Consider the following 13,243-nt stretch of genomic DNA (forward strand, 5'->3'; position numbering starts at 1 on the left):
GGTTACAGCCACCGCGGCGTGGTGAAGAACGAGGCCATTTCCGAGCGGGCCAGTGCCGCGCCGAAGTAGGGGCCCTGGACATGGTCGCAGGCCACGTTACGCAGTTGGCTGAATTGCCGGGCGTTTTCGATGCCTTCGGCGGTGACCATGAGCCCTACGCTGCGGCTCAACCGGATCATCGCCAGGACGCCTTCCTTGTCGTCCTCCAGGCCCAGCTGCGACAGGATGTTGCGATCGAAGCGGATACCATCGAATGGCTGGTCCAGCACTTCGCGCAGGGAGGCGATGCTGGTGCCGAATTTGTCGATGTTGATCCGCACGCCGAGGTCCTTGAGCGCATGGAGGGTGCTGGCGACGGTCTTGTGGTCGGCCAGCAAAACCCCTTCGGCCACTTCCAGGGTCAGCCGGTGAGGCGCCAGGCCGCTCGCTTGGAGGGCCTCCTGGACCTGGTCGAGCAGGAAGCTGCTGTTGAACCACCGGGGTGAAACCGCGATGGAGACATTGACGGCGCTCGGCCAGGTCGCGGCCTCCTCACAGACATTGAACAACATCCAGTTGCCCAGCTCTTCCAGTTGGCCCGAGGTTTCGGCCACCGGTATGAAGTCGCCCCCAGCCAGCTCACCTTTCTCGGGATGGTGCCAAAAGGTCTGGGCTTCGAACCCGTGCAGTTGCTCGGCGCTCACATCGAAGCGAGGCAAGTAGCGCAGTTCCAGTTGGTCCCGCTGCATGGCGTCGCGCAGTTGTTGCTCGTATCGCCGCCGGTCGCGGGCCAGGTTGCCCATGGCTTCGACATACACGCGCCAGGTGTTGCGGCCTGCTGCCTTGGCCGCATACAAGGCGATATCGGCGTGGCGCAGCAGTTCATCGGCGCGTTCGTCACCGGGCTGCGCCCAGGCAACGCCGATGCTCACCCCCAGGTACAGCGTATTGCCGTCCAGGTGCATGGGCCGTTGCATGCAATCGATCAGCCGTTCACACAATTGATCCAGATCGTCGGCGTCGCCGGGGTCGGGCATGACAATGACAAATTCGTCACCGCCCAGGCGCGCCACCAGATCGGTGCCCCGGACGTTTTGCTGGAGAATATGCGCCACTTCCCTGAGCACTTTATCGCCCACGGCATGGCCGAGGGAGTCGTTGACCGGCTTGAACCGGTCCATGTCCAGGTTCAGCAGCGCCAGAGGCGGGCGATCAGGTCGGTCCAGATGTTCGCGCAGGCAATCGAACAAGCGGTTGCGGTTGGCCAGCCCGGTCAGCGGATCATGCAAGGAAAGGTGCTTGATCTGGGCCAGCGCCCGCAATTCATCGGTGATGTCGGTGGCGGTGCCGCGAAAACCCAGGGTGCCGGCCTCGATGGCCCGTACCGACAGCTTGCAGGTGCGGATGCGCTGGTTGCGCGCGGTGTACTCGCACAGCAGCGGCGTCGAAGAGAGGCTGTTGGCGCCGCCGAGCAGCCATTGGGCAATCGAGATCGAGCCGCCGTGGGGGTGGAGCAGCCGTTGCAGAGGTTTGCCCAGCCATTCCGTGGGGCTGAACCCGGTCACTTGTTCGAAACGCTCCGACAGGTAGGTCAGCGTCCCGGTCGAATCGACCTCCCACAACCAGTCGGATGAGACTTCGGCAATGTCGCGGAAACGTTCTTCACTGCGTTCCAGCGCCTTGCGGTGGGCCAGCAGGCTGGCGTATTGGCTTTCCTGGGCGCGAAACATCACCAAGGCATGGCGCAGGACGGCCAGCGCCAGGATTCCCAGCACCAGTAACGCCAGGGCCAGCAACGGCAGCAGTACCTTGCGCAGATCCTGGCCCGGGGTTTGGGGTCGCCAGGCCAGGGCCTCCAGGGTCAGGTTGTCGAGCGGCAGTTGGGCGGTATCGGCTGGGCCGGGTGTCCTGGCGATATGGGCATCGGGCAGGGCGAAGTCCCGCGCCAGGTTTTCCAGGGCGCCGGGGTCCAGGACCTTGACGAAGAGCATCAGGCTGGGCGGGCCGGGAATTTGCGCCACGCTGTTGTCCGTGCCGGTGGTGATGGCGGACACGGCGACGAACGCCGGGGCATCTTCGTGATGCAGCATCTCGACGACCACTTCGTCGTGTTTTTCCTCGGTGCTGGCTTTGTTCCACAGGGCGCGCAGGTCGCCGGTCAGCCAGGTGTCGGCATCGACGTCGCTCATTTGGCCCTCGATCACCGAATAGACGGTCTTGCCGGTCGGGGAAATGACAAACACCGCCTGGTAACCGTAGAGCGAATACACGCTGCTGCCGACGTTTTCCTGGTCATAGGCCCATTCCTTGTCGACCTTGACGTGCAGGTGCCGGTAGGCGTCGCTCCATTTGGAATAGTCGCTCAGGTCCCGGCCGATGCCGGTGCGGATCCCCTCGATGGCCCGTTGGGCGAAAAACAGGCTCTGCTCACGGGAGCGTCGGTCCTGGGCGCCGGTGATGTTGAGCAACACGGCAATCGCCAGTGCGGACATGACAAACAGCAGGAGCATGATGGCCGGAAAAGTGCGACGGGTGAAGCTACGGGTTGGCGAGCCCGGGGAAAGGACAGTCGAGTCGTTGCCAGCATTTTCAATCATAAAGATAAGTCATCAGCCAAAAGCGATTTCACCCGCACGTGTCTTATATCGGCGGGTGGGCTGATTTACTGAGTCGTGTTGACGAAGGGGCCGACGGGCTGCGTTGTCTTTGTCATGTGCGGGCCTTCAAGCGTGAGGCCACTCGAGGGCGCCATCCCGTTGGCGCAGGGAATTGCCCCCGGCGGCCAGCCATTCAATGATCTCGTAAATGGCCGGCGACGCGAGAATCAGGCTCCAGGCCAGGAAACAGCCCCCGACCCCTGTTGCTGGCGCAACCGGCAGCAACACCTCGCGCAACTAGCGACGATGCAGCTCAACGGTTGCCCTCGCGTCGGCCTCATTCCTTGTCCGTGCGCTGACCCGGCAGGAGGCTGCTCAGTACCTGCTTGGCGGTCTCGACCACGATGCCTCGCTCGTTCGGGTCGCCCTGGAGCAGGGTCGAGGCAAACTTCTTCGCCTGTTCCAGCTTGATGTGCGGCGGCAGCGGTGGCACGTCGGGGTCGGTGCGAAACTCGATCAGCACCGGACGATCCGCCGCCAGCGCGGTTTCCCAGGCCGTGGCCACGTCGTCCTCATGCAGCACCAGGATGCCCTTCAGGCCAATGGATTCGGCGAACAGGTGGTAGGGCACGTCGGGGATGTCCTGGGAGGCGGCGAATTTCGGATCGCCCTCCATGACCCGCTGTTCCCAGGTCACCTGGTTCAAATCCCGATTGTTGAACACCGCGCAGATCCAGGTGCCGTTGGCCCAGGTGCGCCAGTACTTGGCGACGGTGATCAGCTCGGCCATGTTGTTCATCTGCATGGCGCCATCGCCCACCAGGGCGACCACTGGACGCTGCGGATGGCAGAACTTCGCCGCGATGGCATAGGGCACGGCCGCGCCCATCGACGCCAGGCCACCGGACAGCGAACACATCATACCGCGACGGATCTTGATGTCTCGGGCGAACCAGTTGGCGCAGGAGCCGGAATCGCAGGTGATGATGGCGTGCTCCGGCAGCCGCGGCGACAGTTCGAAGGTGACCCGCTGCGGATTGATCGGCTTGGCCGATACCCTGGCGCGTTTTTCCAGGGTCCCGTCCCAGCGTTCCCGCCAATGCTCGATTTTCTTGCGCCAGGCGCGGTCGGTCTTTTCTTCGATCAGCGGCAGCAGGGCGCGCAAGGTGTCGACACTGTCGCCGTGCAGGCTGACTTCCATGGGATAGCGCAGGCTGAGCATGTCCGCTTGAATGTCGATCTGCACCCCCCGGGCCTGGCCTTCAGGGGGCAGGAACTCGGCGTAGGGAAAGCCGGAGCCGATCATCAGCAACGTGTCGCAGCCGGCCATCAGGTTGTCGCTGGGTTCGGTGCCGAGCAGGCCGATGGTGCCGGTGACCCAGGGCAGGTCATCCGGCACAGCGGCCTTGCCCAGCAGCGCCTTGGCCACGCCGGCGCCGAGCTTCTCGGCGATGGCGATCACCTCGTCAGTGGCGTGCAGTGCCCCGGCGCCGACCAGGATGGCGACTTTCTTGCCGGCATTGAGGACGTCGGCGGCTTTGCGCAGGTCCTCTTCGTAGGGGACGATGCTGGGCTTGTGGTAGCCGACGCCGGAGTGAACCGTACCGTGCTTGTGACGTGGCGCGGTGTATTCCATCTCCTGGAGGTCGTTCGGCAGGATCAGCGCCGTGACCCGGCGCTCGCCCACCGCCGTGCGTACGGCACGGTCCAGCAGGTGACGCACTTGGGCGGGCACGCTGGCTTGCTGCACGAACGCCCCGGCCACGTCCTTGAACAGGCTGACCAGGTCCAGTTCCTGCTGGTAATGCCCGCCCAGCGCGGCGCGCGCCTGTTGGCCGCTGATGGCGAGCACTGGCATGTGGTCCATCCGGGCGTCGTAGAGGCCGGTCACCAAGTGGGATGCACCGGGCCCGGAGGTGGCGATGCAGACCCCCAGCTCGCCGGTGAACTTGGCGTGGGCACAGGCCATGAACGCGGCCATTTCCTCATGGCGGGCCTGGATGAAGCGGATTTTCCCCTGGGCGCGGTTCAAGGCGCCAAACACGCCGTTGATGCCATCGCCCGGATAGCCATAGATACGGCGAACCCCCCATTCATAAAGACGTTCCACCAGAAAATCACCGACGGTCATGCTCATGTCTGTCCCTCGTTTCAGGCTGCGGTCGCTCGGCGCGACGCGCAGCGGTTGACGTTCATACAGGACTTGACCGGCGCAGGCCTTCCAAGGTTTCGATTTTTTCAACCCCAGGGGCCTAAGGCCGGGCGGGCGTGTATCGCAGTGTGTACCGCACCGGCCCGGATACACCTGCTTGACGAAGGCCCGGGCCGGCGACACAGGCCGGATACACACCGGCGATTAACTACGCCAGCCAGCCGACACCGAAGCTCGGTGCGGATGACTGGCACCTTAATCGTCAATCGTCAGAGGAATACCCATGCTCAACTTCTCCCGTCATTCGTCCCTTGCACTCGGTCTGGCCCTGGTTGGCGGCCTGGGGCTCTCCACGGCGGCTTCGGCCTTGACCATGAACGACCTGGCCCAGGGCTACACCCTGGCGGCAGCCGATACCGTGAAAAAGCCCGCCGAAGGCAAGTGCGGCGAAGACAAGTTCGCCAAGACCGATACCAACCACGATGGCCAGGTCTCGCGGGACGAGTTCATCGCCGCGGCACCGGAGCGCGCGGCGGAGTTCGACAAGATCGACGCCAACCACGACGGCGGCATCTCATTGCCGGAAGCCAAGCAATACCTGTCGGCCCAGGCGAAGACCGCCGAAGGCAAATGTGGCGAAGGCAAGTGCGGGGCGGCTATCGAGTCCTGATTCGCCTCGGGTGGTGAGCCTGATGAGTTGATGAGGGCCCGTCAGGTCTGCGCCTACAGACCCAGCGGGCCAATACCCTCGCCACGGGTGTTCGCTCCATGAGGCTCGCCACATCTCGTTTCCCCAGGAGATGTGTCATGTCGAAGTTACCTCAACCCTCGGCAGGCCTCGGCCTGCGCCGGGCCTTGCTCGATGAGTTGCGCCAGGCATCGGCCGGGGATTTCGATTTTCTCGAAGTTGCCCCGGAAAACTGGATCGGAATCGGCGGCCCCCATGGGGCCGCCTTGCGTTCGCTGGCCGAACGTTATCCATTGACGTGCCATGGCCTGTCGTTGTCCCTGGGCGGGCCGGCACCGCTGGACCTGGCGTTTCTCGGCCAGGTGCGCGGGTTTCTCGAGCGTTTCAACGTGCCCCTCTACAGCGAGCACTTGAGCTACTGCGGCGATGACGGGCATCTGTATGACCTGTTGCCGCTGCCCTTTACCGAAGAAGCGGTGCATCACGTGGCGGCGCGGATCCGTCAGGCCCAGGATGTGCTGGGGCGCCGTCTGGCGGTGGAAAACGTCTCCTATTACGCCGCCCCCCAACAAGACATGAGCGAGCTGGAATTCACCCGGGCGGTGTTGCGCGAAGCCGATTGCGACCTGTTGCTGGACGTCAACAACGTCTACGTCAACTCGATCAATCACGGTTTCGATCCCCGGGCATTCCTGGCGGGCCTGGAGCCGGGGCGGGTGGTCGCGATGCATGTGGCCGGGCATTACGATGAGTCCGACACGTTGAAAATCGACAGCCATGGCGCACCGGTCAAACCGCTGGTCTGGGCGCTGCTGGCCCAGGCCTACACGCATTTCGGCGTACAACCGACCTTGCTCGAACGGGACTTCAACTTCCCACCTTATTCCGCGCTGGTGGCCGAATTGCAGACGATTCGCCAGTTGCAACACCCGGCCGTCCCCCGGCAGGCGGTGAGCCATGGCTGAGGCCCGGCAGACGCTGCATCAGCAGCAACAGGCGCTGACCCGTTACCTGCGCGACCCGGAGCACTGCCCGGTTCCGACCGGCATGGACGCGGCGCGGGCGCAGGTGTATCGCGACCTGATCTTCGAAAACATGCGTTCGCTGCTCAGCGGCACTTTTCCGGTGCTGGTGAGCGTGCTGGGGCAGGAGCAATGGCGTGCGTGTGTGCGCCGGTTCCTGCGCGAACACCGCTGCGTCACGCCCATGTTCGGTGAAATCGCCGAGGCGTTCGTGACCTACCTCGCGGCCCACCCATCGCCGGACTGGCCGCCGTTCGTGGCGGAGCTGGCGCACTATGAGTGGGTCGAGATGGCGCTGCTGCAATCCGAGGCCGAGCCGTTGCCGAGTCATGATGAGGCCGCCTTGCTCGATCTGCCGCTGCGTGTCTCGCCCCTGGCCTGGCCGCTGGCGTACCAGTGGCCAGTGCATCGCCTGGCCCCGAGCTACCAGCCCTCGACGCCACCGGCCCAGCCGACGCTGTTGCTGGTGCGGCGCACGCCTGGGTTTGAGGTACGCTTTGCCGAGCTCAGCCCGTTGGCCTGGCGCCTTTTGCAGCGCATCGAGGAATATCCCGGGTTGGCGGGGCGAGGGCAGTTGCTGGCGTTGGCGCAGGAGGCAGGGGGGGCTTCGTTCGAGTTCATGGACAGCGCCGTGGCGCTGTTGCGGCGGATGCAGGAGCAAGGGGTTGTTGGCGTGCAGCCACACCCCGTCAATTAAACCCAAACCCTGTGGGAGCGAGCTTGCTCGCGATGGCGGCATGTCAGTCACTGTGAGGTCGACTGACCCACTGCTATCGCGAGCAAGCTCGCTCCCACAAGGGTTTTTGGTCAGGCCTTGCTTGGGTGAGGCAGGCCGCTCTTCAGCAGTGCATCCACGCTCAATTTCCCAGCCCCTTGCAGCACCAACGGCAGCAACGCCACCAGATAGATCAACGGCAGCTTGAAGTTGCCATGCCCCTTGTTGGTAATCGCATAACCCTGGGCCAGTTCGCTCAAGCTCGACCAGTCCGCCGGCCAGTGCACGGCAGCGGTCGCCACCACGGTGACGACGACCAGCACCAGCGCCCACAGGCGCGTGCCCAAGCCGATCAACAGGGCGATGGCGCCGATCAGTTCGGCCCACATCGCCAGTTCCCAGTTCCACTGGGCCGGCACATGGTCGAAGGGGAACGGGAAGGCGGACTGGATCTCGGCGAACCAGTTCTCGCCATTCCATTTTTCCAGGCCGGACTCGAAAAACTCCCAGGCCAGGAACAGGCGCAGGCCCAGCGGCGCGAGCCAGGCGCCTGCCTGATCGAGATGCAGGTGCAGTGTTTTCAGCACGTTTGAATACATGATCGGCCTCCCTGGGCTCAAGCGTGTTGCGGCCGTTGGCGGCGCTGAGTGGCCTGGGCCAGCTTGCCCACCAGGCGGATGGCGGTGGCGGCGCAGATCAGGCCGAATGGCAGTACGTACCAGTCGCTCATGGGAATGCGCTTGAAGTTGGAATAGGCAAAGATCGCCGCCAGCACCCACATCCCGGTGACATGCAGGCGCTTCCAGGCCTTGAAGCCGATCAGGCGCGTGGTGCTTTTGAACGAGGTCAGGGCCAGCAGCAGGATGAAGACGTAGCCCACGGTGCCGGGCACGTTGCCGAGGGTGGTGCGGCCGGGCCAGAACTCGGTGTTGAGCTGGCCGTAGCTGTAGATCAGCACCGCGTGGACCAGATGGGAGAAGGCAAACGCCAGCCCGATGAAACGCCGTTCGCGCACCAGCGAGCGGCTCAGGGGCGAGGGCACCAGCACCGCGAATGCCGAGGCGGTGAAGGCCAGCAAGAAGAGGAAGAAGGACGAACGAGCCGTGGCGCGAATGGCGCTGCGCACGCCTTCGGTGAGGTCCGGGTTGAGCACCAGGATCAACCCGGTCATCAACAGCACCAGGGCGGCGAGCAGGCTGAACAGCGACCAGCCCTGGAAACGAAGGGGAGATGCAGTTGCGGTAGGCATGTAAAGCTCCTTGGAAGTCGAGGCCCGGTCGTGATGGCCGCCGGGGTACGAGGAGTCTTTCAAGCCGGTGTAAGCGGGGTGTGTCCGCAACGCAGTCTCGTGCAAGTTTGTGTGTGCCCATCGTCCGCAGACACACTGACATACAAACCCCCATCCACATCCAATACCCCACAGGGGGATTGGTAAGGCATCAACCTGTGTAGCGCTTCGGATCAGTGTGGGAGCGAGCTTGCTCGCGATGGCGTCAGGTCAGTTGAATGGATGCTGGCTGATCCACTGCTATCGCGAGCAAGCTCGCTCCCACAAAGGCACAAAGGCACAAAGGCACAAAGGCACAAAGGTTGTGGTGGTGTCAGCTTGCGAATGCCAGGCGCAGCTCGGCGCATAGGCCGCCGCCGTCGCGGTTGCTCAGGGTCAGTGAGCCGCCCATGGCGATCGCCAGTTGCTGGGCGATGGCCAGGCCCAGGCCGGTGCCTCCGGTTTCCCGGTTGCGCGAGCTTTCCACCCGGTAGAACGGTTTGAGCACCTCGGCCAGTTCCTGCTGGCTGATCCCGGGGCCACGGTCCAGCACCTGGATCGCCAGTTGCCCGTTGGCGACCGGTTGCACCTGGATCTGCGCCGCGCCGCCGAATTTCAAGGCGTTGTCCACCAGATTGACCAGCACCCGCCGCAGGGCATGGGGGCGGGTGTCGATGACGGCGGCGTTTTTCCCGCACAGTTGCACGTCCTTGCCGGTGTCCTGGTAGTCGAACACCAGGCTGTCGAGAAACGCATCCAGGCTGATCCGGCAACTGGCCTCGGTGGCGCCGTGGATGCTGCGGGCATAGGCCACGCCTTCACGCACCAAGTGTTCCATCTCGCTCAAGTCGCTCCACAGTTTGTCCCGTTCGATCCCTTCGTCCATGAACTCGGCGCGCAGCTTCATGCGCGTGATGGGCGTCTGCAAATCATGGGAAATCGCCGCCAGCAACTGCATGCGCTCCTTGAGGTAGGCGGCGATGCGGTCCTGCATGGCATTGAACGCCTTGGCCGCATGCACCACTTCGGTCGGGCCCTTTTCGTCCAGGCGGACGCTGTGGGCATTCGGGTCGAGGGTTTCCACCGCCTGGGCCAGTCGGGTCAGGGGGCCGACGGCGATGCGCACGGCCAGCCAGGTGCAGCCGATCAACAGCGCCAACTGCCCGAGCAACACCATCGGCAGCCAGGGGGAGAGGGGCATCATCGCCGGGCGTACGTCGATGGTCAGCGGGCTGCCGTCCCCCAGGCGCAGGAGCGCCTGATAGTGCATTTTCGGCCCGGGAATCTGCTTGAAGGTCAGGCCATAGGCCTGGCCGATGGCTTCCTGGATCGAACTGACCGAGATCGGCGCATCGGCAAGATCCATCGGTTGCCCGGGCTGGCCTTCGTCGAGCTGGTAGCCATAGTTGCGCCGGGCGAGTTTCGGCAGCCAGGCCGGGCGCTCGGCGGCAGGCAGGCGGTCGAGAATGGCGACGGAGGTCGAGACATCGGTTTCCAGGTTGCCGAGCATGGTCGACTTGGCACTCTGATAGCGCTCGTAGTATTGGACACCGAAGGACAAGCCCTGGGCCAGGATCAGGCCGATCAGGAAGATCAGCGACAACCTCGAGGCCAGGGTCCGTGGCCAGCGCAGCGACAGACTCATACCGAGGCCTCGAGGATCTCCACCGGCAGCGAGAACACGTAGCCTTCGCTGCGCACGGTCTTGATGTAGGCCGGTTCCCGGGCGTCGTCCAGCAGGCGCTGGCGCAGGCGACTGACCAGCAAATCGATGGAGCGATCGAACAGGTCGGCGTCCCGGCCCTGGGTGAGGTTAAGCAACTGGTCGCGGTTGAGCACCCGTTGCGGATGGTCGAGGAATACCCGCAACAAACGGTATTCGGCGCCGCTCAAGGCAACCATGGTGCCGTCGGTGTCCAGCAGGTGGCGGGCGGTGGTGTCCAGGCGCCAGCGCCCGAACGCCAGCAGGCGACCGCTTTCGGAGACCACCAGGTTGGGCGGCAGCATGCGGGTGCGGCGCAGCACGGCGTTGATCCGCGCCAGCAGTTCACGGGCGGCGAACGGCTTGACCAGGTAATCGTCGGCGCCCATCTCCAGGCCGATGATGCGGTCGGTTTCGTCGTTGCGCGCGGTGAGCATCAGCACCGGCGTGGCCTTGTGCTTGCCGGCACGCAGTTCCCGGCACAGCACCAGGCCGTCGTCGCCGGGCATCATGATGTCCAGCACGATCAGGTCCACCGGGGTGGTTTCCAGGAAGGCGCGCATCTGCCGACCGTCGGCGACGACGGTGGTGCGCAGGCCATTCTTTTTCAGGTAGTTGCCAACCAGCTCTCTGATCTCGCGATCGTCATCCACTATCAACACGTGATCGACATGATCCATGGTGTCCAGCTCCTCGGCGTTTCGTTGTGAGCAGTCTACAGGCGCCGGCCGGCCCGGCTCGCGGCGGTTTGTATTGCAGTGTATCTGGCGCGCGACGGATACACAGCGATGCAAAAAGCCACGTGGCTCGATACAGACGCGATACCTGCGCGGCATTCAATGGCACCCATCGAGGCAACACAACGCAGCCTCGGCAGATAACCCCCATTGAATCGAGGAATCGCCATGAACACCAAAGCCCTCTACGCCGCCTGCCTTTTCGCCGCGCTGAACATCTGCACCCTGTCAGCCCGGGCAGAAAGCAACGTGCAAACGCACAGCTACACCTACGGCACCCACCTGGACATCCAGAAGGTGCTTTCCCTGACCGAAGACGCCGAGCCGACCTGCGGTGTGGTCAAGGCCCATATGACCTACCTGGATTCGGCCGGCCACGAGCAAGCGCTGGACTATCGCAAGCTTTCCGATAACTGCAGCAACCAGAACTGACCGTATTTTCCCTGTGGTGAGGGAGCTTGCTCCCGCCGGGCTTGTGTAGAAGCTGCCGGAGGCTGCGATCTTTTGATCTTTCGCTCGGGACTCAAGTGTCAGGGGAAAGATCGCAGCCTCGTTGCACTCGACAACTCCTACGCAGCTCCTGCGCCCCGGCGGGAGCGAGCGCCCTCGCCACGGGGGTTACGTCAGCCTTTTATATTGAGGTGTTGCCATGCTTCTGATCGCTTTTCTCGGCGGGATCCTGACGATCCTCAGCCCTTGTATTCTTCCGGTGGTGCCGTTTTTGTTCGCCCGGGCCGATCGCTCCCGCGGCTCGGTGCTGTTGACCCTCGGTGGCATGGTGCTGACGTTCGCCCTGGTCTCCAGCCTGGCGGTTGTCAGTAGCGAGTGGGTGGTGCGCGCCAGCAGCGTCGGCCGGCAAGTCGCCTTGGTGGTGATGGTGGTGTTCGCCTTGTCATTGATCTTCAGCCGGGTCGGCATCTGGCTGGCGCGGCCGCTGGTCAGCCTGGGCAACCGCCTGGACGCCGGGGCCGGGCGGATGGCCGGGCCGGTGGCCTCGGTGCTGGTCGGGGTCGCCACCGGGCTGCTCTGGGCCCCGTGCGCCGGGCCGATACTCGGGGTGATCCTGACCGGCGCCATGCTGCAAGGCGCCAGCGCTCAAACCAGCCTGCTGTTGCTCGCCTACGGCCTGGGCAGTGCCTTGTCCCTGGGCACATTGATCCTGGCCGGGCGTGGTCTGGTCGGGCGCCTGAAACTCTCGCTGCCGATCACCACCTGGTTGCGCCGGGGAACGGGGGCGGTGGTGTTGCTGGCGGCCGTGGCGATTGGCACCGGCGCGGATGATCGGTTGTTGGCGGCGACTTCCTCCCAACCCTCGGCCACCTTGGAACAAGGCTTGCTGAAGAACGTGCCCAAGGTCATCGACTATGTGGTGAGCAAGGCCGGCGCCAGTTCCATGCCGGCCCTCGAATCCCAGGGCGCCATGCCTGCGCTGGACGGCGCGGTGCAATGGCTGAACTCGCCGCCGCTGAGCAGCGAGTCACTGCGGGGCAAGGTGGTGCTGGTGGACTTCTGGACCTACGACTGCATCAACTGCCAGCACACCTTGCCCTATGTGAACGCTTGGGCGAAGAAGTATGAAAAGGACGGGCTGGTGGTGATCGGCGTCCACACCCCGGAATATGGCTACGAGAAGATCATCGACAACGTGCGCGAGCAGGTAGGCAAGCTGGATATCCACTATCCGGTGGCTATCGACAACCAGTATGCGATCTGGCGCGCCTTCAACAACCAGTACTGGCCGGCCCATTACTTCATCGATGCCAAGGGGCAGGTGCGCTACAGCCATTTTGGCGAAGGGCGCTATGGCGAGCAGGAGCACGTGATCCAGCAGTTGTTGCAGGAGGCGAAGGCAAGCCAGTTATCTAATTAAAAATTGTTAAATATCAGTTATTTGAAATTGTATTCTCTTCTTGTTTCTAGATTGTCGTGCCATTTGGAAACGGATGGCGCAGATAGTGAGGGTAAAGCCACAGGGGCCGCATGCAAATGCTGGCCCCTTGCTCATTTGCATACGGTCAAACTTCTTTCCTTTCAGAAAGTTGGGCGACAAACCTATGCGTATTTCTATGTGGGTCGTAACGACGTTTCTCCTGGCCGCCGTCTCGCTTGGGGCCCAGGCCAAGGCGCTGACGCAGAACCAGCAGTCAGTATGCCGCTGGGGTTCGGACATCGCGGCGGGCGCGCAGGCGTCAAAGCTTTCTGGCGTCAGCCTGTATGGCGCGCGCAAGAAGCTGCAAGTGCGCAAGTTTCCCCGGCCCTGGATGCGCATGACCGCCCTGGGCATTACCGAGCAGACTTACAACAGCGCTTCGCGTCTGAAACCCGCTGCGGTCAAGCAGACCTACTACGAACAATGTGTCCGTCATGAGCTGGCACGCCGATAG

The 13,243-nt window shown here is 63.6% G+C and carries 12 protein-coding genes; 6 read left to right on the top strand and 6 right to left on the bottom strand.

What is annotated here, in order from left to right; genetic code table 11:
* Nucleotides 1-2: 2 nt before the first annotated feature.
* Both BLU85_RS09715 and BLU85_RS09720 read right to left on the bottom strand, forming a co-directional pair.
* Complete coding sequence (locus BLU85_RS09715; RefSeq protein WP_092198351.1) at nucleotides 3-2,576, bottom strand: bifunctional diguanylate cyclase/phosphodiesterase; 2,574 nt, start codon at nucleotides 2,574-2,576, stop codon at nucleotides 3-5.
* Nucleotides 2,577-2,913: 337 nt separating this feature from the next.
* The gene (locus BLU85_RS09720) at nucleotides 2,914-4,713 is read right to left on the bottom strand and encodes a thiamine pyrophosphate-requiring protein (protein WP_092198354.1); all 1,800 of its coding nucleotides are present in this window, start codon (nucleotides 4,711-4,713) and stop codon (nucleotides 2,914-2,916) included.
* 298 nt (nucleotides 4,714-5,011) lie between these two features.
* Between BLU85_RS09720 and BLU85_RS09725 the strand changes: the two genes are divergently transcribed.
* The 3 genes from BLU85_RS09725 to BLU85_RS09735 all read left to right on the top strand — a co-directional run bounded on the left by BLU85_RS09725 (nucleotide 5,012) and on the right by BLU85_RS09735 (nucleotide 7,135).
* The gene (locus BLU85_RS09725) at nucleotides 5,012-5,398 is read left to right on the top strand and encodes an EF-hand domain-containing protein (protein WP_092198357.1); all 387 of its coding nucleotides are present in this window, start codon (nucleotides 5,012-5,014) and stop codon (nucleotides 5,396-5,398) included.
* A gap of 137 nt (nucleotides 5,399-5,535) precedes the next feature.
* On the top strand, nucleotides 5,536-6,381 hold the full coding sequence (locus BLU85_RS09730) for an HvfB family MNIO-type RiPP peptide maturase (RefSeq protein WP_092198360.1): 846 nt from the start codon (nucleotides 5,536-5,538) through the stop codon (nucleotides 6,379-6,381).
* Complete coding sequence (locus tag BLU85_RS09735) at nucleotides 6,374-7,135, top strand: HvfC family RiPP maturation protein (RefSeq protein WP_092198364.1); 762 nt, start codon at nucleotides 6,374-6,376, stop codon at nucleotides 7,133-7,135. Before BLU85_RS09730 ends, BLU85_RS09735 begins: the two co-directional genes overlap by 8 nt.
* Before the next feature lie 110 nt (nucleotides 7,136-7,245).
* Here BLU85_RS09735 and BLU85_RS09740 read toward each other — a convergent pair whose 3' ends face one another.
* The 4 genes from BLU85_RS09740 to BLU85_RS09755 form a co-directional block, all read right to left on the bottom strand.
* A complete protein-coding gene (locus tag BLU85_RS09740; RefSeq protein WP_092198367.1) occupies nucleotides 7,246-7,752 on the bottom strand; it encodes an HvfX family Cu-binding RiPP maturation protein in 507 nt (168 codons plus the stop codon).
* Between the two features lie 17 nt (nucleotides 7,753-7,769).
* Nucleotides 7,770-8,402 carry a ferric reductase-like transmembrane domain-containing protein gene (locus BLU85_RS09745; protein WP_092198371.1) on the bottom strand — a complete coding sequence of 211 codons (633 nt, stop codon included), beginning with the start codon at nucleotides 8,400-8,402 and terminating at the stop codon, nucleotides 7,770-7,772.
* 352 nt (nucleotides 8,403-8,754) lie between these two features.
* Nucleotides 8,755-10,065 carry an ATP-binding protein gene (locus BLU85_RS09750; RefSeq protein WP_092198374.1) on the bottom strand — a complete coding sequence of 437 codons (1,311 nt, stop codon included), beginning with the start codon at nucleotides 10,063-10,065 and terminating at the stop codon, nucleotides 8,755-8,757.
* Nucleotides 10,062-10,802 carry a response regulator gene (locus tag BLU85_RS09755; RefSeq protein ID WP_092198377.1) on the bottom strand — a complete coding sequence of 247 codons (741 nt, stop codon included), beginning with the start codon at nucleotides 10,800-10,802 and terminating at the stop codon, nucleotides 10,062-10,064. The genes BLU85_RS09750 and BLU85_RS09755 overlap by 4 nt, the downstream gene beginning before the upstream one ends.
* Nucleotides 10,803-11,027: 225 nt before the next feature.
* Here BLU85_RS09755 and BLU85_RS09760 point away from each other — a divergent pair, with 225 nt between their 5' ends.
* From BLU85_RS09760 to BLU85_RS09770, 3 genes are all read left to right on the top strand, one after another.
* The gene (locus tag BLU85_RS09760) at nucleotides 11,028-11,291 is read left to right on the top strand and encodes a DUF2790 domain-containing protein (RefSeq protein WP_092198380.1); all 264 of its coding nucleotides are present in this window, start codon (nucleotides 11,028-11,030) and stop codon (nucleotides 11,289-11,291) included.
* 217 nt (nucleotides 11,292-11,508) lie between these two features.
* Entirely contained in the window at nucleotides 11,509-12,729 is a 1,221-nt protein-coding gene (locus tag BLU85_RS09765) for a cytochrome c biogenesis protein DipZ (RefSeq protein ID WP_092198383.1), read from the top strand.
* A gap of 184 nt (nucleotides 12,730-12,913) precedes the next feature.
* Nucleotides 12,914-13,243, top strand: a complete 330-nt coding sequence (locus BLU85_RS09770; protein WP_060743197.1) for a hypothetical protein — start codon at nucleotides 12,914-12,916, stop codon at nucleotides 13,241-13,243.

Source organism: Pseudomonas sp. NFACC14 (genome assembly GCF_900106885.1).
In the GTDB taxonomy this organism is placed as follows: domain Bacteria; phylum Pseudomonadota; class Gammaproteobacteria; order Pseudomonadales; family Pseudomonadaceae; genus Aquipseudomonas; species Aquipseudomonas fluorescens_AA.

Bases quoted from the DNA above. Each gene is read 5' to 3' on its own strand.
- BLU85_RS09760 (WP_092198380.1), top strand. From the start codon at position 11,028: ATGAACACCAAAGCCCTCTACGCCGCCTGCCTTTTCGCCGCGCTGAAC.
- BLU85_RS09755 (WP_092198377.1), bottom strand. From the start codon at position 10,802: ATGGATCATGTCGATCACGTGTTGATAGTGGATGACGATCGCGAGATC.
- BLU85_RS09765 (WP_092198383.1), top strand. From the start codon at position 11,509: ATGCTTCTGATCGCTTTTCTCGGCGGGATCCTGACGATCCTCAGCCCT.
- BLU85_RS09745 (WP_092198371.1), bottom strand. From the start codon at position 8,402: ATGCCTACCGCAACTGCATCTCCCCTTCGTTTCCAGGGCTGGTCGCTG.
- BLU85_RS09740 (WP_092198367.1), bottom strand. From the start codon at position 7,752: ATGTATTCAAACGTGCTGAAAACACTGCACCTGCATCTCGATCAGGCA.
- BLU85_RS09725 (WP_092198357.1), top strand. From the start codon at position 5,012: ATGCTCAACTTCTCCCGTCATTCGTCCCTTGCACTCGGTCTGGCCCTG.
- BLU85_RS09720 (WP_092198354.1), bottom strand. From the start codon at position 4,713: ATGAGCATGACCGTCGGTGATTTTCTGGTGGAACGTCTTTATGAATGG.
- BLU85_RS09735 (WP_092198364.1), top strand. From the start codon at position 6,374: ATGGCTGAGGCCCGGCAGACGCTGCATCAGCAGCAACAGGCGCTGACC.
- BLU85_RS09730 (WP_092198360.1), top strand. From the start codon at position 5,536: ATGTCGAAGTTACCTCAACCCTCGGCAGGCCTCGGCCTGCGCCGGGCC.
- BLU85_RS09770 (WP_060743197.1), top strand. From the start codon at position 12,914: ATGCGTATTTCTATGTGGGTCGTAACGACGTTTCTCCTGGCCGCCGTC.
- BLU85_RS09715 (WP_092198351.1), bottom strand. From the start codon at position 2,576: ATGATTGAAAATGCTGGCAACGACTCGACTGTCCTTTCCCCGGGCTCG.
- BLU85_RS09750 (WP_092198374.1), bottom strand. From the start codon at position 10,065: ATGAGTCTGTCGCTGCGCTGGCCACGGACCCTGGCCTCGAGGTTGTCG.